General features: G+C 65.4%; 17 protein-coding genes. 9 read left to right on the plus strand and 8 right to left on the minus strand.

The genetic code is table 11. The features are described from left to right. Nucleotides 1–38: 38 nt before the first annotated feature. Nucleotides 39–1847 carry an AMP-dependent synthetase/ligase gene (locus ACP3TD_RS08535; protein ID WP_426766766.1) on the minus strand — a complete coding sequence of 603 codons (1809 nt, stop codon included), beginning with the start codon at nt 1845–1847 and terminating at the stop codon, nt 39–41. Nucleotides 1848–2029: 182 nt separating this feature from the next. On the opposite strand from ACP3TD_RS08535, the gene ACP3TD_RS08540 reads away from it, so the two are divergent. Further along, nucleotides 2030–3121 carry an ROK family glucokinase gene (locus tag ACP3TD_RS08540; protein ID WP_426766767.1) on the plus strand — a complete coding sequence of 364 codons (1092 nt, stop codon included), beginning with the start codon at nt 2030–2032 and terminating at the stop codon, nt 3119–3121. Between the two features lie 4 nt (nt 3122–3125). Here ACP3TD_RS08540 and ACP3TD_RS08545 read toward each other — a convergent pair whose 3' ends face one another. The 3 genes from ACP3TD_RS08545 to ACP3TD_RS08555 are packed head-to-tail and all read right to left on the minus strand — an operon-like array spanning nt 3126 to nt 5255. Beyond that, a complete protein-coding gene (locus ACP3TD_RS08545; protein ID WP_426766769.1) occupies nt 3126–3668 on the minus strand; it encodes a hypothetical protein in 543 nt (180 codons plus the stop codon). Further along, a complete protein-coding gene (locus ACP3TD_RS08550) occupies nt 3655–4470 on the minus strand; it encodes an alpha/beta hydrolase (protein ID WP_426766771.1) in 816 nt (271 codons plus the stop codon). The genes ACP3TD_RS08545 and ACP3TD_RS08550 overlap by 14 nt, the downstream gene beginning before the upstream one ends. Beyond that, a complete protein-coding gene (locus ACP3TD_RS08555) occupies nt 4467–5255 on the minus strand; it encodes an alpha/beta hydrolase (RefSeq protein WP_426766773.1) in 789 nt (262 codons plus the stop codon). The genes ACP3TD_RS08550 and ACP3TD_RS08555 overlap by 4 nt, the downstream gene beginning before the upstream one ends. 112 nt (nt 5256–5367) lie before the next feature. Between ACP3TD_RS08555 and ACP3TD_RS08560 the strand changes: the two genes are divergently transcribed. Together ACP3TD_RS08560 and ACP3TD_RS08565 are read left to right on the plus strand one after the other, a co-directional pair. Continuing rightward, nucleotides 5368–6135 carry a lysophospholipid acyltransferase family protein gene (locus tag ACP3TD_RS08560; RefSeq protein WP_426766774.1) on the plus strand — a complete coding sequence of 256 codons (768 nt, stop codon included), beginning with the start codon at nt 5368–5370 and terminating at the stop codon, nt 6133–6135. A gap of 109 nt (nt 6136–6244) precedes the next feature. After that, the gene (locus tag ACP3TD_RS08565) at nt 6245–7639 is read left to right on the plus strand and encodes a class II 3-deoxy-7-phosphoheptulonate synthase (protein WP_426766776.1); all 1395 of its coding nucleotides are present in this window, start codon (nt 6245–6247) and stop codon (nt 7637–7639) included. 87 nt (nt 7640–7726) lie between these two features. Here the strand turns inward: ACP3TD_RS08565 and ACP3TD_RS08570 are convergent, their stop codons facing one another. Continuing rightward, a complete protein-coding gene (locus tag ACP3TD_RS08570) occupies nt 7727–9850 on the minus strand; it encodes a protein kinase domain-containing protein (protein WP_426766778.1) in 2124 nt (707 codons plus the stop codon). A 100-nt stretch (nt 9851–9950) separates the two neighbouring features. After that, the gene (locus ACP3TD_RS08575) at nt 9951–11327 is read right to left on the minus strand and encodes a LysM peptidoglycan-binding domain-containing protein (protein ID WP_426766779.1); all 1377 of its coding nucleotides are present in this window, start codon (nt 11325–11327) and stop codon (nt 9951–9953) included. Between the two features lie 241 nt (nt 11328–11568). On the opposite strand from ACP3TD_RS08575, the gene ACP3TD_RS08580 reads away from it, so the two are divergent. Beyond that, nucleotides 11569–11922, plus strand: coding sequence for an Rv2175c family DNA-binding protein (locus ACP3TD_RS08580; RefSeq protein ID WP_172829943.1), 354 nt, complete (start codon nt 11569–11571; stop codon nt 11920–11922). A gap of 9 nt (nt 11923–11931) precedes the next feature. Here ACP3TD_RS08580 and ACP3TD_RS08585 read toward each other — a convergent pair whose 3' ends face one another. Both ACP3TD_RS08585 and ACP3TD_RS08590 read right to left on the minus strand, forming a co-directional pair. After that, entirely contained in the window at nt 11932–13026 is a 1095-nt protein-coding gene (locus ACP3TD_RS08585; protein WP_426766781.1) for a polyprenyl synthetase family protein, read from the minus strand. After that, nucleotides 13023–13553, minus strand: coding sequence for a hypothetical protein (locus tag ACP3TD_RS08590; protein WP_426766782.1), 531 nt, complete (start codon nt 13551–13553; stop codon nt 13023–13025). The genes ACP3TD_RS08585 and ACP3TD_RS08590 overlap by 4 nt, the downstream gene beginning before the upstream one ends. A 140-nt stretch (nt 13554–13693) precedes the next feature. Here ACP3TD_RS08590 and dinB point away from each other — a divergent pair, with 140 nt between their 5' ends. The 5 genes from dinB (at nt 13694) to ACP3TD_RS08615 (ending at nt 18091) form a co-directional block, all read left to right on the plus strand. Beyond that, on the plus strand, nt 13694–14854 hold the full coding sequence (dinB, locus tag ACP3TD_RS08595) for a DNA polymerase IV (protein WP_426766784.1): 1161 nt from the start codon (nt 13694–13696) through the stop codon (nt 14852–14854). 271 nt (nt 14855–15125) lie between these two features. Beyond that, complete coding sequence (locus ACP3TD_RS08600; RefSeq protein ID WP_091719476.1) at nt 15126–15500, plus strand: DUF3040 domain-containing protein; 375 nt, start codon at nt 15126–15128, stop codon at nt 15498–15500. A gap of 347 nt (nt 15501–15847) precedes the next feature. Next, on the plus strand, nt 15848–16276 hold the full coding sequence (gene mraZ, locus ACP3TD_RS08605) for a division/cell wall cluster transcriptional repressor MraZ (protein ID WP_009358613.1): 429 nt from the start codon (nt 15848–15850) through the stop codon (nt 16274–16276). Nucleotides 16277–16457: 181 nt separating this feature from the next. Next, nucleotides 16458–17450, plus strand: coding sequence for a 16S rRNA (cytosine(1402)-N(4))-methyltransferase RsmH (gene rsmH / locus ACP3TD_RS08610; protein ID WP_426766787.1), 993 nt, complete (start codon nt 16458–16460; stop codon nt 17448–17450). Continuing rightward, nucleotides 17447–18091, plus strand: coding sequence for a hypothetical protein (locus ACP3TD_RS08615; protein ID WP_426766788.1), 645 nt, complete (start codon nt 17447–17449; stop codon nt 18089–18091). The genes rsmH and ACP3TD_RS08615 overlap by 4 nt, the downstream gene beginning before the upstream one ends. The last annotated feature ends 5 nt before the right edge of the window (nt 18092–18096 follow it).

Here is an 18096-nt window from a genome sequence, read left to right on the forward strand (position 1 = left end):
GGGAGGACCTTTTCGTCTTGAGTGCAGCAGTGCTTGGGTCAGGAGCGGGGTGCCGAGTACATCTCCTCAATGATGGTCTCGAAGTCCTTCATCACCTGTGCCCGCTTTACCTTCATGGACGGCGTGAGGTGTCCGGACGCCTCGGTGAAGTCGGCCGGAACGATCCTGAACGACTTGATGGCCTCGGCCTGGGACACAGAACCGTTGGCGGCGGTGATCAGGTCCTGCACCGCTGCCTTGACCACAGGGTTGTCCGCTGCTTCCTCCAGGGAGGTGCCGGCCGGAAGTCCGTGCCGCTGGAGCCAGCCCGGCAAAGCCTCCTGGTCAAGGGTGACCAGGGCCCCGATGAACGGGCGGTTGTCGCCCACAACCAGGACCTGCGAGACCAGGGCGTCGGCCCGGATCTGGTCCTCCAGCAGGGCAGGGATGACGTTCTTGCCGCCGGCCGTCACGATGATCTCCTTCTTACGGCCGGTGATCCAGACAAAGCCGTCCCCGTCGAGCCGGCCGATGTCTCCGGTACGGAACCAGCCGTCGTCGAACGTGTCCGCGGTGAGGTCGTCGCGCTTGTAGTAGCCGCGCATCACGCAGACGCCCTGGGTGAGGATTTCGCCGTCCTCGGCGATCTTTACGGCGTTGCCGGGCAGCGGCTTGCCTACGGACCCGATCTTGATCCGGGACGGGGTGTTGACCGAGATGGGGGCAGTGGTTTCGGTCAGGCCGTACCCCTCGAGGACCTGCATGCCGATGCCCTGGAAGAAATGGCCCAGGCGTTCGCCGAGCGGGCCGCCGCCGGACACGGCGTGGGCCACGTGGCCGCCCATCGCAGCGCGCAGCTTGCCGTACACCAGCTTGTCGAACAGCGCATGGCGGAGCTTGAGGCCCAGTCCGATGCGGCCTTCCTGGCGTGCTTTGGAGTACGCGATGGCGGTATCGGCGGCCCGGTGGAAGATGGCGCCCTTTCCGCCGTCCTCTGCCTTGGTCATGGCCGAGTTGTAGACCTTCTCGAAAACGCGTGGCACGGCCAGGATGAACGTGGGCTCGTAGCTCTGCAGGTCCGCAAGCAGGTTCTTGATGTCCGGCGTGTGCGCCACCGTGGTCCCGGCAGCCATGGCCAGGACGGAAATGAACCGCGCGAAGACGTGTGCCAGCGGAAGGAACATGATGGTCTTGGCGTCTTCGTGCACGATTTCGCCGATGATGGCCAGGGCGTTGTCCGAGAGCTCCACGAAGTTCCCGTGCGTCAGTTCGCAACCCTTGGGCCGCCCGGTGGTGCCGGACGTGTAGATGATGGTGGCGGTGTCAGCGAGGCCGGCAGTGCTCCGCCGCGACTCGAGTTCGTTGTCGCTGACGCCGCGCCCGGCTTCGCGGAGGGCATCCAGGCCGTTGCCTTCCAGCTGCCAGACGTGCTGCAAGTCGGTGAGGCCTTCGGCGTTAGCGGCCTGCAGGATGATGTTTTCGTGGTGGGCGGATTCGCCGAATGCGGCAACAGCCCCGGAATCGCCGAGGTTCCAGGCCACCTGGGACGGGGACGAGGTTTCATAGATCGGAACCGAGATGGCGCCCGCAAACCAAATGGCGAAGTCCACCAGGGACCATTCGTAGCGGGTCCGGGACATGATTCCCACCCGGTCGCCGGCACCCACGCCACTGGCCATGAGGCCCTTCGCCAGGGCATTGACGTCAGCCAGGAAGTCGGTGGCGGACACGTTCTGCCAGGAGCCGGATGCATCAAGGCGGGAAAACAGTGCCGGGTTGCTGGCCTTCTTGGCCTGCCGCAGCAGCAGGTCGGTGATGTTGGTCTCCGGTGGAACAACAACAAGGGGCGGAACACTGAATTGGCGCACTATAGCTCCTTTGATATCCGTCGTCCCGCAGGGGGCATGCCACAAGCCTAGTATGCCGCCGCAGGACAGTGCTGCATCTAAAGTTACTGGCCAGTAACTTGGCCGTCAATGTGTGAGGGGCGGTTCCTGAGCCAGCGCGCCCCGGCTTCGGAGGCGCGGCCGCAAGCCTAGAATTGGGGACTATGTACGCACCGCCCTCCGGCGACCAGGCCGGCCACCTCCGTCGATCCGCGCCGTGGAAGCGGCGGTCCGCCCCGTACCGCGCCACTTCAGGGCAGGGAAAAGGTTCCCGGGGGCGGGCGCGCCTGGGCCGCCGGGGACTGGCGATCGGCATCGACATCGGCGGCACCAAGGTGGCTGCAGGTGTGGTGGATGAGGAAGGGCGGATCCTCAGCGAAGCCCGCCGCAGCACGCCCGGGACTGACCCCAGGGCCGTGGAACGGGTCATTGTGGAACTGGTCGAAGAGCTCGGCAGCGGGCGGCGGATCCGGTCCGTGGGCATCGGGGCCGCCGGCTGGATGGACCTCGACGGCGGCACAGTCCTTTTCAGCCCCCATCTCGCCTGGCGGAACGAGCCCCTGCGCGCCAATCTCCAGCAGCTCCTGCGGCGTCCGGTGCTGCTGGCCAACGACGCCGACGCCGCCGCGTGGGCCGAGTGGCGGTTCGGCGCCGGGCAAGGTGAAAGCCGCTTGGTATGCATCACCCTCGGCACCGGGATCGGCGGGGCCATGGTGATGGACGGCCGGGTGGAACGGGGCCGCTTTGGCGTGGCCGGCGAGTTCGGCCACCAGGTCATCATGCCCGGAGGCCACCGCTGCGAATGCGGCAACCGCGGATGCTGGGAACAGTATGCCTCCGGCAACGCCCTGGGCCGCGAAGCAAGGATCCTCGCCCGCAGCAACTCGCCCATGGCACAGGACCTTCTGGCTGCCGTCGGTGGCCGCGCGGAGACCATCACCGGTGCCATCGTCACCGACCTCGCCCTCGCCGGAGATACGGCATCCCGCGAACTGATCGAAGAGGTGGGGGAGTGGCTCGGCCTGGGGCTCGCCAACCTCGCGGCGGCCCTCGACCCGGGACTGTTCGTCATCGGCGGAGGACTGTGTTCAGCAGGCGATCTCCTGGTGGAGCCCGCGAGGAAGGCATTTGCCAGGAACCTGACCGGCCGTGGCTTTCGGCCCGCCGCCGGTATCCAGTTGGCCCACCTTGGACCCAACGCGGGCCTCATCGGTGCCGCCGACCTCTCCCGCGTCAGCAGCAGGGTCCGCAGCTGACGGCTCAGACCCGGGCGCCGTCGTCGTCCTCGTCCTTCTCCTGCGGGAGCTTCATGATGAGGTACACCGTGCCGGCAACAAATGCAGCAACGATGCCCCATATGGCCAACACGGGCGCGGACCGCCAGAACATTGCTGAAAGCAGCAGCCCAATGGGCCCGCCCACTGCGGCAAGCCAGGCCAGCATGGTAAGGGGGTCTGTCCCGGAAAGGCTGGGGGGCTCTTCAGGCACGAAATCGCCTCCCTCATCCTGAACGCCGTAGTCGCGTGAGCCGGCCGGAGGCGCCTCCGGCGCTTCGTCATCGCCGGACCCTCCGCGTTGGCTGTCACGGCGCTCGGCAGCCGACCGTTCCACGGGTGCGGCACCGGACAGATTGAGCGGATCAAAGTCGCGGAAGGACGCCGGCCCGGCCGGCTTGGCAACAGAATCCGGCAGGTTGCGCTCCGGCGGGGGAGTGTCAGCTTCCAGCCGTGCCACCAGGTCGAGCCAGACGGCGTCATCCTGGTTGGCGCCCTGGTCCGCCGATCCGGAATCAGGCCTGTTCATTTCCGGCCTCCCCGGACCCCGGTACGGGAGCCGCCACGCCGGGCGCCAACGCAGCAAGCGTTGCCCGGATGAAGTCCACCGAACCCTGGAATATCTGTTCGGCGTCGTTGTCCATGGTGGCCACGTGGTAGCTGTTCTCCAGGCGGACCAGCTCCAGGGGAGCATGGGTCAGGCCGCGGCGCAGTACGGAAATACTGCTGTCCGACACCACATGGTCCACGGCGGACCGGTAGACCTGGACCGGCGCCGTGATGCGGGGGAGCAGCCGGGCGGTGTCCTTGAACATCTTGTTCAGTTCGTGTGCAGCGGCGACTGGAGTGCGCGGATAGGCACCTTCATCGATGCCCGCCTTCAGGATGTCGTTGGCGATGGCAGGGGTGCTCTTCATGACCAGCTTCAGGATCCCTGCCAACGGAGCGCGCGGGTCATCAATCACCAGTCCGGGGTTCACCAGGACCACGCCGGCCAAAGGCCGCGTGGCAGCGACCCGCAACGCAAGGGCGCCGCCCATGCTCAGCCCGGCAGCGAAAACGTGCTCGCACTCCGCATCGAGTTCCAGGAACGCATCATCCAGGGCGCCGTGCCACTGTTGCCACCGCGTGCGCGACAGGTCCTGCCAGCTGGTGCCATGGCCCGGCAGGAGCGGCATCCGCACCGCGAAGCCGGCCCCGGCAAGCGCCTGTGCCCAGCTGCGCAGGCTGTGCGGGCTGCCCGTGAACCCATGGGACAGCACGACTCCGGCGCGTGGCCCAGTGCCGCTGGTGGCACTGCTGAAGGGACTGTGGTCCGGGCCGGCAATCATGGGGTCTCCGAAGGGCTGGATTGGCGGGCGTGGTCACGGAAGAACTCGCTGGACCGGGCGAAGATTTCCGGCGCGTCAACGTCCAGCGTAGCCACGTGGCCGCTGCCCGCAAGTTCAACCACCTCCGTCACCCTCTCGCGCAGCCGTGCCCTCAGCAGTTCCAGGGACGTGGGCGGTACCACCTCATCGGTCACGGATTTGAAGACCTGTACCGGTGCCGCGACCGCAGGCAGTTCCCGGAGTGTTGCGTTGAACAGCTTCTTGAGCTCGTGCACTGCCGCCAGGGGCGTCCGCGAGTAGTCGCCGTCTTCGGTGGCGGGCGCCGTGGAACGTTCTTCCGGGATGGGAATGGTGGTGCGCTGGAAGAACTTCAGCAGCCCGATCACCCGGACGCGCCGGTCATAGAAACTCAGGCCGGGGTTGACGATGCTCACGCCGGCTGCCTTATGCCGGGCGGCGGTCAGCAGGGCCACTGCACCGCCCATGGACAGGCCTGCTACGAAGCAGGTGGATGTCCTGGCGGAAAGGTCGAGGTAGGCGGCCTCGAAACTGCCAAACCAATCGCGCCACCCCGTCCGGGCGAGTTGCCGCCAGTCCGTTCCGTGGCCGGGCAGCAGGGGGACGGTCACCGCATAGCCCTGCGCGGCGAGATGCTCCGCCCATGGCAGGACGCTGAGCGGGCTGCCCGTGAAGCCGTGGCAAATGGCGATGCCGATGTCCGCATTGGGGCCATGGCCGGGATAACTGAACGCGACGGGGCGGGGCGGTGTGCTGCTTTCAGTCATGCCTACATCGTGTCACTGTTCCGGATAAATCTCACTAGAGTAGGGTTGCATCTGAACTGCTGAAACAGGCCCGGAGCGGAGCCTGGGGCCGACCTTCCGAGAGGTTCACCGCGTGTTTTATTGGGTCATGAAGAGGATTTTCCTCGGTCCTGTTCTGAAGCTTCTTTTCCGCCCCTGGGTCAAAGGCCTGGACAACATTCCGGCCGAGGGCGCCGCGATTATCGCCTCGAACCACCTGTCTTTTTCCGACTCGATCTTCATGCCACTGATGGTCCGCCGCCCGGTGGTCTTCCTGGCCAAGTCTGAATACTTCACCGGCACCGGAATCAAGGGCCGCCTGACAGCTCTCTTCTTCCGGCTCACCAACCAGTTGCCCATGGACCGGTCCGGCGGCGCAGCCTCTGCTGCCTCCCTTAGCGCCGGTATGGACGTACTGACCCACGGCGGGCTGCTGGGGATCTACCCGGAAGGAACCAGGAGCCCCGATTCCAAGCTGTACCGGGGCAAGGTGGGTGTCGCCAGGCTGGCCCTCCAGGCGGGGGTTCCCGTCATCCCCGTGGCGATGATTGGCACGGACAAGGTGCAACCCATCGGAAAACGGCTCCCCAACATCCGGCGGATCGGAATGATCTTCGGTGAACCGCTCGACTTCAGCAGCTACCAGGATCAGGCCGAGGACCGTGGCACCCAGCGGACGGTGGCGGACCGCATCATGCTGGAACTGCAGCGGCTGTCCGGGCAGGAATACGTGGACGAATACGCTGCCGTGGTGAAGCTGCGCCTGGCCGGCAAGCCCGGCGAGGCGGCCGCCGCAGCGGAGCCGCTGGCGTCGCCGCCGGCTGGCGGTGACGACTCAGGCGGGGAGCCGGCGGCACACTGACCGGGTGCCCGGCGGATGGGTGTCCCGGCGCCGTCCATCCGTTGTGACGCAAGGGCCGGGAACCGTGACGGCACGGTGTCCAGCCATCCTGCGCGGACGCTAGTCTTAGATGGTGACTCAGCTATCTGCAAACCCAGCCTTTCCCCTGTCCGGCAACTCCCAAAGCGGCGCCGCCACCTATCCCGGACTCGACGACTGGCGCGAGCTGCCCATCTCGCAGCAGCCCAGCTGGCAGGACACGGAGGTGTTCAATGCCTCCGTGAAGGAGCTTTCGGTGCTTCCGCCGCTGGTCTTCGCCGGCGAAGTGGATGTCCTCCGGGAGCGCCTGGCCGCAGCAGCGCAAGGCAAGGCATTCCTCCTGCAGGGCGGCGACTGCGCGGAAACCTTCGAGGCAGCAACGGCAGACAAGATCAGCGCCCGCGTCAAGACCATCCTCCAGATGGCGGTGGTGCTGACCTACGGCGCGGCCATGCCCGTGATCAAGATGGGACGGATGGCAGGACAGTTCGCCAAGCCCCGTTCCTCCAACGACGAAACCCGGGACGGCGTGACCCTTCCGGCCTACCGGGGCGACATCGTCAACGGATACGAATTCACCCCTGAATCCCGCGGACACGACGCGTCCCGGATGCTGCGGGCCTACCACACCTCTGCGTCCACCCTGAACCTCATCCGGGCCTTCACGCAGGGCGGTTTCGCCGACCTCCGGTCCGTCCACCAGTGGAACAAGGGCTTCACCGAGAACCCGGCGCACGCCCGCTACGAGTCCCTGGCGCGCGACATTGACCGCGCCATCAAGTTCATGGACTCCTGCGGCGCGGACTTCGAGGCCCTCAAGCGCGTGGAGTTCTTCGCCAGCCACGAAGCGCTGCTGCTCGATTACGAACGCGCACTGACCAGGATCGACTCGCGGACCGGCTTCCCCTACGACACGTCGGCCCACTTCCTGTGGATCGGGGAGCGGACCCGCGAACTCGACCACGCCCACGTCGACTTCCTGTCGCGGGTGCGCAACCCCATCGGCGTGAAACTAGGCCCGTCCACCACCGGCGACGACGCCCTGCGGCTCATCGACAAGCTGGACCCGGAGCGCGAACCGGGCCGCCTCACCTTCATCACCCGCATGGGAGCCGGCAACATCCGTGAAAAGCTGCCTGCCGTCGTCGAAAAGGTCACGGCGTCCGGCGCCCAGGTCCTGTGGGTCACCGATCCCATGCACGGCAACACGGTCACTTCACCGAACGGGTACAAGACCCGAAACTTCGACGACGTCATCGACGAAGTGCGCGGCTTTTTCGAGGTGCACCACGCCCTGGGCACGGTACCTGGCGGCCTGCACGCCGAGATGACCGGCGACGATGTTGCGGAGTGCCTGGGCGGCGCGGACCCGATCGACCAGGACGCGTTCCTGGACCGCTACGAGTCTGTCTGCGATCCCCGCCTAAACCACATGCAGTCACTCGAAATGGCCTTCCTGGTGGCCGGGGCACTCGCCAAGAACTGACCGGAACCGCCGCCGCAGCGCGTTCTTCGCGCTGCGGCGGCGGTGTGGGCAGGGGCGCCGCGAGGCGCTCCGCCTGCGCTACCCGCCCTACACCACTGTCAGGGTGATGACGGACCCTTCCGGAACTTCGGTGTCCACCGGATCCTGGTCCCTGACGGTGCCGAAGAATCCGCCCAGGACCTTGTTGAGCCGGACCTCAAATCCAAGCTTCCGCAATGCTTGTTCGGCTTCCCCGGCCTGCTTGCCGATAAAGCTTGGGACCTCCACCATCCGGGGACCCTTCGAAATGGTCAAGGTGACCGTTCCGCCGCGGGTCAGCGTCCCGTTGGCAGGACTCTGGCTGACCACAGCGCCCTCCGGGACCTTCCTGTCGAAGACCTCGTCCTTGGCCACCTCCGCCTTCAGGCCTGCTGCCTCGATGGCGTCGACGGCCTGGTTTTCCGCCTTCCCCACCACAGAGGGAACGGCAATGGGCTCGGGGCCCTTGGAGACCACCATTGCCACCGCGGTGCCCCGCCGGGCAGGAGTACCGGCTGCAGGATCCTGGGCGAGCACAGTCCCCGCCGATGCCCCTTCGTCAAACTGTTCGGTGACTTTGCCCAGCGCCATGCCAGCGGCATTGAGGGCGTTCTTGGCCTGGTCGAGGGTGCCGGCCGTCAGTTGCGGCAGGGGGAAAAGCTGGGGGCCCTTCGAGACGAGCAGTGACACCGGCTGGAACTTGCGGATCTCCGCTCCGGCCTGCGGGTCGCTGCCTACCACACGGCCGCTGGGAACGGCATCGTCGAAGACGTCGCTGGTGGTCGAACGGAATCCTGCATCGCTGAGCAGTTGCTGGGCCTCCGCGACGGTCCTGTTGGCCACCGCCGGTATCGCTGCCGCCGCACCCGGACCCATCCCGAAGAACCAGCCCGCGCCGGTGGCAAGCAGCGCAGCAATAACCAGGACCATGATCCACAGAATGCCCCTCCGCCGTGGGTTGCCTTCGCGCAGGCTTCGGGCCGGTGTTGCAGCAGCCCGTGCGCGGGCCTTCTCATCGTCCTTTTCCGCCTTGCGCTGGGCCCGCTTGCTCAGTGCCGGGGGAGCCGGGGCCCAGGCCGGACTCTCGTCCTCGCCGGGCGGGGTGAGGGCGTGGCCGGTGCGGGGTGCCGGCGTCGGGTTGCGGGCGGCCGTGGCATGGCCTGCCGGCTGGTAGGGCGGAGGCACCGGCCGGCCGGCGGGCATGACGGACGTCTGATTGCTGATGTGCGGGATGAACTCGGTATGGCTGGGCCCGGCGGAGGGATCCGCTGCGCCCGGCAGTCCCGTGGTCCCGGGAATTCCGTGAAGGGTAGCTCCCAGCGCTGCCGGTGGCTGCAGGTCGAGTTCGGAATCGGTCAGGTTGGTGCGGATGTGGCGGAGTTCCTGCAGCAGTGCGCTTCCATCAACCGGGCGGTTCTCGGGATCGTTCTCAGTGCACCACTGCACGAGTTCATCCACTTCAGCTGCGAGGCCCGGAACGAGCACGGACGGCGGACCCACCGTGCTGTTGACGTGCTGGTAAGCCACCTGGATGGGAACGTCGCCGCCGAAGGGCTGCTTGCCGGTCAGCATTTCATAAAGCATGATGCCGACGGAGTAAACGTCACTGCGGGCATCGGCAGGCCGGCCCAAGACCAGCTCAGGGGAGAGGTAGGCAACCGTTCCGATCAGCGCGCCGCTGCTCGTGGACGTTGTCACGGCCCGGGCAAGGCCGAAGTCACCCACCTTGATGCGGCCGTCGTCGGCGATGAGGACATTCTCAGGTTTGACGTCCCGGTGAATGAAGCCGGCGGCGTGCGCTGCCGCAAGGCCTTCCACCACCGGATCGATCAGGGCCAAGGCCAACCGAGGCGGCAGGGCGCCTTTGTCAGTGATGACGTCCCGCAGGGTGTGTCCCTTGATGTACTCCATCACCAGGTACGTCGTGTGGCCGTCATTGCCCTGGTCCAGGACCCCCACCACATGGGGATGGGACAGCTTCGCGGCGGCCTTGGCTTCACGGCCCAGCCTGCCCAGGAAACTTTCGTCCGCGGAGAAGTGCGGATGCAGCACTTTCAGGGCCACGTCGCGTTCCAGCCGCTGGTCCTCGGCAAGGTACACAGTGGACATGCCGCCCCGCGCCAGCTTGGACCTGATGGCGTAGCGGTTATCCACCAGCGTTCCTACAAGGGGGTCAGACACGTTTTCCTGCACCCTCCGATCCTAGTTGCAATGCAACGGGTCCGGGCCTTTAACCGGCCCGAACCCGTTCCACCAGCGGCTGCCGGCCCCATTGACCGGGCCGGCCAAGACTTCAGCCGAAGTTTTTCTGGTGTGCCTTGATGGCCGCCACATAGGTTTTGGTGTCGTCGTACATCCCATACTTGCTTACCGAATACTGGCCCTGGTAGTAGCCTGCGATGGCCGTGTCCCGGTCCTTGCTGGTAGCAAGCAGCTGGCGGATGATGGCAACTCCTGCCGTGGCGTTGTCATAAGGATCGAGCAGGTTCAGTTTGCGGCCCACCAGGTCCGAAGCCCACTGGCCGGAGCTGGGAATGACCTGCATGGTCCCGATGGCGTTGGCGGGGGAGACTGCGCGCTGGTTGAAGCCGGACTCCTGGTAGGCGAATGCCAGGGCCAGTGACGGCTCGACACCCATACGGCGGGCGGTGTCTGCCACGATACTCTGCATCTCTGCCCGGGACGGGACCGGGGAAGCATTCAGCAGTGCCTTGTTCTCATTGGCGGAGTTCACCACCGCCGGCGGGTAGGTGAACCCAAGGAAGGAACTGGGTACCAGCGGGGCGGCGGGCGCTGCCGGCTGGGCAGCAGCAGGCTGCGAGCCTGAGCCGGGGACATTCAGTTTGTTGCCCGGGTAAATGATGGAGCCGAGGTTCAGCCCATTGGCCGAAAGGAGCTCGGGCAGCTTCACCCCATGGCGAGACGCGATGGCGGACAGGGTGTCGCCCGCCTTGACGGTGTAGGAGCCGGCCGCCGGAGCCTGCGGGGCTGACGTGTTGGCTAGTGGGGCCGCCGGTGCCGCTGCGGCCGCGGGGGCAGCAGGTGCCTGCGAACCGGCGCCAACCTTGATCTTCTGGCCGGGATAGATGATGGACCTCATGTTGAGGTTGTTCCAGCTGAAGACATCCCCGAGGCTGACGTTGTGCCGGGCGGCGATGGCGCCCAACGTGTCACCGGACTTGACGGTGTAGGTGGCGCCAGCGGCCGAAGCGGGCGCGGCAGCCGGCGCGGCGGGGGCCGGGGCTGCTGCGGCAGGACTGCCGGACAGCTTAATCTTTTGCCCCGGGTAAATGATGGTGTTCGCCTGCAGATTGTTCAGCCTGAGCACTTCCCCGGTGTTCAGGTTGAATTTTCCGGCGATGGCACTGATGGTGTCTCCGCGGGCGACAGTATATTCGGCAGGCGCAGAATTCTGTGCGGGTTTAAAGGCCACCGGAATCATGGTGGAAACGGATGAGGCCGGAATGACCGTTGCCGTGGCCTTGGCTGCTGCTTGCGCGTTCATCGCCGCGGTCAGGGTCGCGGGGAGCGGTTTGGCCGGCTGCTGGGCAGTGGCCGGCTGTGCGAGGGCCAGGGACGACAGGACAACCGCCGGCAGTGCCGCCGTCGTCGCAGCAATCATCGGCAAGCTCGGCCTGGGGGGGTGCTTCGGCGAGCGGGACATCGTCATGTAAGGGATCCTCTTCTCAACTGCGGGTGCGGACGGGGGTGCCGCATTAGTGCTTGATACTACTGTTACTCAAGTGATGTTTGTTACGAGTGTGAACAGTGAGAATCTCTCATGAATTCGCAGTTAGCACAAGAATTCGCGCTTTTGCCGTAAGGAAGAATTTCGGAGTGTCCGCAGGCCAGGAGTATTGGGCCGATGAAGCGACTAGGCGTCGGGCCGCGCACCGTGGCAACCTTGATCCGTGAGTAACGTAGAAAACCTCGTGGGCGAATGGTTGCCCCTCCCCGATGTCGCCCAATTGCTGAATGTTTCCATTACCAGGGTCCATGGCCTGATTGATGAGCGCGCCCTCGTGGCTGCGCGTGTGGGCGAACGGAAGATCCGCTCGGTACCTGCAGAATTCCTCCAGGACGGCCAGGTGGTGGACAGCCTTAAAGGCACCATTGTTGTCCTGGCCGACGCCGGCTATTCCGACGAAGACCTGATCATATGGCTGTTCACTCCGGACGAGTCGCTTCGCGGCCGCCCCATTGACGCCCTGCGTGAGGGACGAAAGACCGAGATCCGGCGCAGGGCGCAGACCCTGGCCTGGTAAGTGCTGTCCTCAGGAGGCCCGGCTGACAGTAGCCTCGGCCAGCCTCCTGAGTGCGGTCTTGGGCAGCTCGTCCAGCTGGAGCGCTTCCAGGGCCTCGTAGGCCGCATTGCCGTATTCCCCAATCAGCACTTCGGTGGCCTGCAGCGCCCCTGAGTCTTCGATGATCCGGCGGATTTCCTGGACGTCCCCGTCATCCAGCTCGGGGCTCCCCAGCCTGGAGTCGATGAAGGCGGACTCCGCCGGAGAAGCCTGGTCCAGGGCCAGCGCCACCAGGACGGTGCGCTTGCCTTCACGCAAGTCATCTCCGGCCGGTTTGCCCGTGGTGAGGGGGTCACCGAAAACTCCCAGGACGTCGTCGCGAAGCTGGAATGCCTCACCCAGGGGAAGGGCAAAAGCTGAATAGCCGCGCAGCAGGTCGTTGGTGGCGCCGGCCAGGGCGCCGCCCAGGGCCAGGGGGTGCTCCGTGGAGTACTTGGCGCTCTTGAACCTGATGATCGACTGCGCCCGGCTGACGGCGCCCGCGCGGTCGCGGACCGGCCCCGCCACCTCTTCCAGGATGTCCAGGTACTGCCCCGCCATGACTTCGGCCCTCATGAGGTTGAAGATCAACCGTGCCCGGCTGCCCGACGCCGCCCGTTCGCCGATATCCGTGAATGCCTCTTCACTGAAGGAAAGGCACAGGTCGCCGGCGAGGATGGCTGCTGCCTGCCCGAACCGCCCGCTGTCCAGGGCCCAGCCCTGGGCCTCGTGCAGTTGGCTGAACCTGCGGTGGACGCTGGGGCCGCCACGGCGGGTATCCGAGCGGTCGATGATGTCGTCATGGATCAGGGCGGCGGCCTGGAAGAGTTCCAGGGCGGCTCCTGCCGTCACCACCTCAGTGGCGCCGGCGTCTCCGCCCGCCCCGCGCCAGCCCCAGTAGCACATCAGTGCGCGCAGCCGCTTGCCGCCGGTGACGAGGTTCGAGATTGAACCCATGATGGGATCGATGTCCGGGGAGATGCCGGACATGATCGCCTGGCGGGAGGTGAGGAAACCGGTCAACTCCCCGGCCACCGAAGCCACAAAGTCGGCCTGTTCGTTCCTTAGCTGCTCGGCGCCAGTCACTTGGCGGACTCAGCAGCCACGTTGGCACCGATGGTGAAGGTTGCCACTCCGGATGCCTCAACCACCGAAAGGTTGACCGTCTCGCTGTCACCGCGGACAAAGTCCTTGGAGGCCACGGCCCCCACGGAGTCCCCGGGCACCGCCTTGAAACCCTGCGCTTCCAGCGCCTTCGTGTAGAAGTCGACGACGGCGGACGTGGGTCCGGCGACAGTCGCCACCAGCGCGGCGGTTGCGGGCGAAGACGACTTGTCAAAGCTGCTGGATACGACAGTCGCATTCGGCATCACGGGGAGGAGCTGCTGCGGGAAGCCTTCAACAAGCGCCCCCACAGTTGCAGAAGTGCTGGGGAAGGAGCTGGGACTGGCCGACGCAGTAGTGGTTGCATGGGCAGTCGCGGGCACAGTGGCGGGGGAGGACGGTGACGGCTGTGCCGGTGACGGGGTCGGGGTGCAGGCTGCCAGGGCCAGTGCCGCGCCTGCGGCAAGAACGGCCAGGCCAGCCGGTTTGAAGTTTCCAATGACCGTCACAGGGACTTTCCTCCTGGTGTTGATGCCGGATTCAGCCTCCAGTTTAGTCAGTACCTACGGATAGGATTGCAGCCGTGGGGCCCGACGCTAGAAACCAACCAGCCGCAGCACGCCTTCCGGGCGGCAGGCGGAAGTGCATCATGCACGTGGACATGGACGCCTTCTTCGTCTCGGTTGAACTCCGGACACGCCCCGAACTTCGCGGCAAGCCAGTCATCGTCGGCTTTCCGGGGGAGCGCTCAGTGGTCCTGTCCGGCTCCTATGAGGCGCGCGCTTTTGGCGTTAAGTCAGCGATGCCTATGGCCGTCGCCGCCAGGATGTGCCCGCAGGCCGTCATCATCGAGCCGCGGCACAAGCTGTACTACGAAGTCTCGGCGCAGCTGATGGCCATCTTCGAATCCGTGACTGAACTGGTGGAGCCGCTCAGCGTGGATGAAGCCTTCCTTGACGTCACCGGAGCAATCCGCAGGCTGGGCCCTCCGAGGGACATCGGTGAACTCATTCGGCGCCGGGTCGCGTCTGAGCTCGGCATCACGGCATCTGTGGGCATCGCCGAGTCGAAGTTCGTGGCGAAGATCGCCTCCACCCGCTGTAAACCGGACGGCCTGCTGCTCATCGGCCCCGATCAAACCGTGCCGTACCTGCACAGCCTGCCGGTGGGTGCGCTGTGGGGTGTCGGGGCAAAGACAGCTGAAGTCCTGGCGCGGATGGGAATCCGGACCGTAGCGGATGTGGCCGCCACTCCCGTTTCCACCCTCCGCCGGATGCTCGGCGCCGGCGGTGAGCACGTGCACCGGCTGTCCTGGGGCATCGACCCCAGGCCGGTTACGCCCGTGCGGCTGGAAAAGAGCATCGGAGCGGAAGAGACTTTTGCCGTTGACACATCCGATGACGCCCTCCTCCACCGTGAACTCCTTCGGCTGTCCCACCGCACGGCCGGACGCCTGCGAAGCTCCGGCATGGTGGCAAGGACCGTGGCCTTGAAACTGCGCTTTGCGGACTTTTCCACCATCACCCGCAGCCGCACCCTGCAGGCTCCCGTTGACAGTGCACAGCTGATCTATGCGGTGGCGGTCCAGTTGCTGGAGTCAGTCGGGCCCCGCGCCATGTCCGTCCGGCTGGTGGGAGTGCGTGCCGAGCAGCTGGAGGACGCGGCAACAACCTCGGTGCAGCTCACCATCGACCGGCGGGATGAGAACTGGCGCGCCGCGGAACAGGTCCTGGACGAGGTCACCCGAAAATTCGGCTCCAAATCCGTCCTTCCCGCCCGTCTCATGGAACCTGGAAGCGGTGCAGGTTAAAACGGACCAAAAGGCGGCCGTCCCCGCCTTTCGGAGGAAATCGCCGTCTTTCAGAACGGACCGCAACAAACTATCCTTAGAGATACATAGTTTTTGAGTGATTGGACTACTGCCGGACCGTTTTGGACATGCTTCCGCTCCGGCGGCTGTGCGCCCGGTTCATCTTCCTGCCCAGGCGGGAAGACGGGAACCGAACAGGCACACCAGCCGTTAAGGATGCAGGAGTAATTTCTGGGACCAGCCCGGACGTTGGCCTACGAAGGAGGTCGTGATGCCGCTGTCGGAGCACGAACAAAAGCTGCTTGAGCAGTTGGAGAAGCAGCTTCACGAGGACGACCCGAAGTTTGCGAACTCCATGGGGTCGGACCCCGGGCGTTCGTGGTCAACCAGGCATGTGGTGATCGGCGTCCTTGGTGCCTTGGCAGGCGTGTTCCTGCTGCTGGTTGGAGTCACGCTGCAAAGCATCTTCGTCGGTGTCCTTGGCTTTATCGTCATGGGTGGCGGCGTGTATTTTGCGACGATGCGCAGTTCTTCGGCAGCCAAGGATGGCGCCAAGGGCAGTACCGGCAAGCCGGGCAAACCGCGGAGTTCCTTCATGAGCAACCTTGAGGAGCGTTGGGACGAACGCCGGCGCGGTGAGCCCTAGGTCCTACCGGTAATCCGGGCCTCACACGAAGCCTCCACTTCGCTCCCCGGCAGGGGAGCCAACAACAGAAAGACCCGCTGCGGCGGGTCTTTTCCTGTTTAACGCTGTTTGCTGCCAGTTCAGGCAGTTGCCCGGCTCCTTGATTCTTGCTGTGCCCTGGAAATCCACTCCACTTCCCACCACCAGTTGAAAATGGTGCCATTCCGCGGCCGGTATCCCAATCTCATGGCCCCCCACGCCCCATTTTGCGTTGACTGTGGGGGAAAGTGGAGTAATGTGGAGGGCATAAGAGGGTGGTTGCAACATAGGGGATGTGCATTTCCTGATATCGGACAGGCGGTGGGCCAGTGTTTCTGGGCACTCATTCGCCGCGCCTGGACGAGAAGGGACGGATCATTCTCCCCGCGAAGTTCCGTGAGGAACTTGCAAGCGGGCTGGTGCTCACAAGGGGCCAGGAACGTTGCATCTACGTCTTCAGTGAGAAGGAATTTGCACGGGTCCACGAGCAGATGCGGGAGGCGCCAATCTCCTCCAAGCAGGCACGTGACTATATCCGTGTCTTTCTCTCTGGGGCCTCTGACGAGGTGCCTGACAAGCAGGGGCGCGTGACAATTCCTCCCGCGCTCCGGGAGTACGCAGGACTCGGAAGGGAACTGGCCGTCATCGGCGCAGGCTCCCGTGCCGAGATCTGGGACGCCCAGGCTTGGAATGAATATCTCGCGGAGAAGGAAACAGCCTTCTCTGAAACGGACGATCCCATTCCGGGCATTCTCTGAATCCCGGAGCGGTAAGCAGGAGTTTCACGCAGGAAGTTTCCTGGATGAGATCTCCAGCCGGCCGATCGGCCAGCCAACCTGACTCACTTCCCCGGAGCCAGGCAGGCGGGACGGTAGGTGCGGATGGGGATCTGATCCCGGAAGCGGAAGCAGCTACCACAACGGCGAGAAGGGACGAGGCATGAACGAACAACCGAAGCCAACGTCCGAACGCCATGTGCCGGTCCTTCGGGACCGGTGCATCAATTTGTTGGCCCCAGGATTCGATGCCGCACGGCAGCAGGGCAAGGCCCCGATCGTTATCGACGCCACGCTGGGCATGGGCGGGCATTCCGAAGCCATGCTCCAGCGGTTCCCGGACCTCCACCTGATCGGCATTGACCGTGACGAGGAAGCACTCGCCCTTGCGGGGGAGCGGCTTGCGCCGTTCAGCGCACGGACGGACCTGGTCCACGCCGTTTACGACGAAATCCCCGAAGTCCTCGCGGACCTGGGCGTCACCGAAATCTCCGGCGTCCTGATGGACCTTGGCGTCTCGTCGCTCCAGCTCGACGAGCGGGAGCGCGGCTTCGCCTACTCGTTCGACGCTCCCCTGGACATGCGGATGGACACCAGCCGCGGCCAGACCGCTGCGGACGTCGTCAACACGTACAGCGAGGACGAGCTGGTCCGGATCATCCGGAAATGGGGCGAGGAGAAGTTCGCGGGCCGCATCGCGAACCGGATCGTCGCTGCACGTGGCGAGAAGCCATTCACCACCACCGGAGAGCTGGTGGAGCAGATCCGGTCGGTCGTCCCTGCCGGAGCAGCCAAGTCCGGTGGACATCCGGCCAAGCGGACCTTCCAGGCGTTGCGGATCGAAGTCAACGAGGAACTCGACGTCCTGGAGCGCGCCGTCCCGGCCGCTGTGGATGCGCTGGCCATGGGCGGACGAATCGTGGTCATGTCCTACCACTCCCTGGAGGACAAGATCGTCAAGGGCGTCCTCCAGGGCCGCTCCAAGTCCTCCGCCCCGCTCGGGTTCCCGGTGGAACTGGACGAGCATAAACCCGAACTCAAAATCCTGACCAAGGGCACCGAGGTGCCCACCGCCGTCGAAATCGCCGAGAACCCCCGTGCCGCCTCAGCCAGGCTCCGCGCGGCGGAACGAATCAGAGTCCGGAGAGCTGCATGAGCACCGCTGCCGTCAAGAACTTTCCCGCCGCTCCCGGCAATCCGGCGCAGCGCGAGGAGCGGAAGAGCCGTACCCCGCTTTCCGTGGTGCGCAGTATGCCCCGCAAGCGGCGTGCGCCTTTCGTCGTGCTCTGCTTCGCGATGCTTGCAGTAGCCCTGGTGGCAGTCCTGGTCCTGAATATCTCGGTATCCACCGCGCAGTACCAGCTGGTGGAATTGCGCGCCAAGCAGAGCACGCTGACCAAGCAGAACCAGGACCTCACCCAGCAGGTGCAGAACTTCGAGGCCCCGCAGAACCTTGCGGCCAAGGCCAAGGACCTGGGAATGGTGGCTTCAACCGTCAAGGGCCAGATCGACCTCTCCACTCTGTCCGTCACCGGCAAGGCGACGCCGGCTGTGAAGGGTGCCACCGAAGGTGCCGTCATTCCTGCCCCGGCCGTCCCGGGGCAGCTGATCGTGGTGCCGCCGGCTTCAACGGGTGAACCCCTGGCAAGCCGTAAGCCGGCAGCGGAAACTCCGTCCGCCGCCGCGGCTCCCGCCGCTGAGGCGTCCGCAGCGGCAGCACCGGCCCGCCAGGCCTCCGCGGCCGAACTCAACGGCGGCACAGTTCCCGCACCGCAGCAAAAGGTGCCCGGACAGTAACAGCG

It is taken from the genome of Pseudarthrobacter sp. 1G09 (genome assembly GCF_050038305.1).
Lineage (GTDB): Bacteria > Actinomycetota > Actinomycetes > Actinomycetales > Micrococcaceae > Arthrobacter > Arthrobacter equi.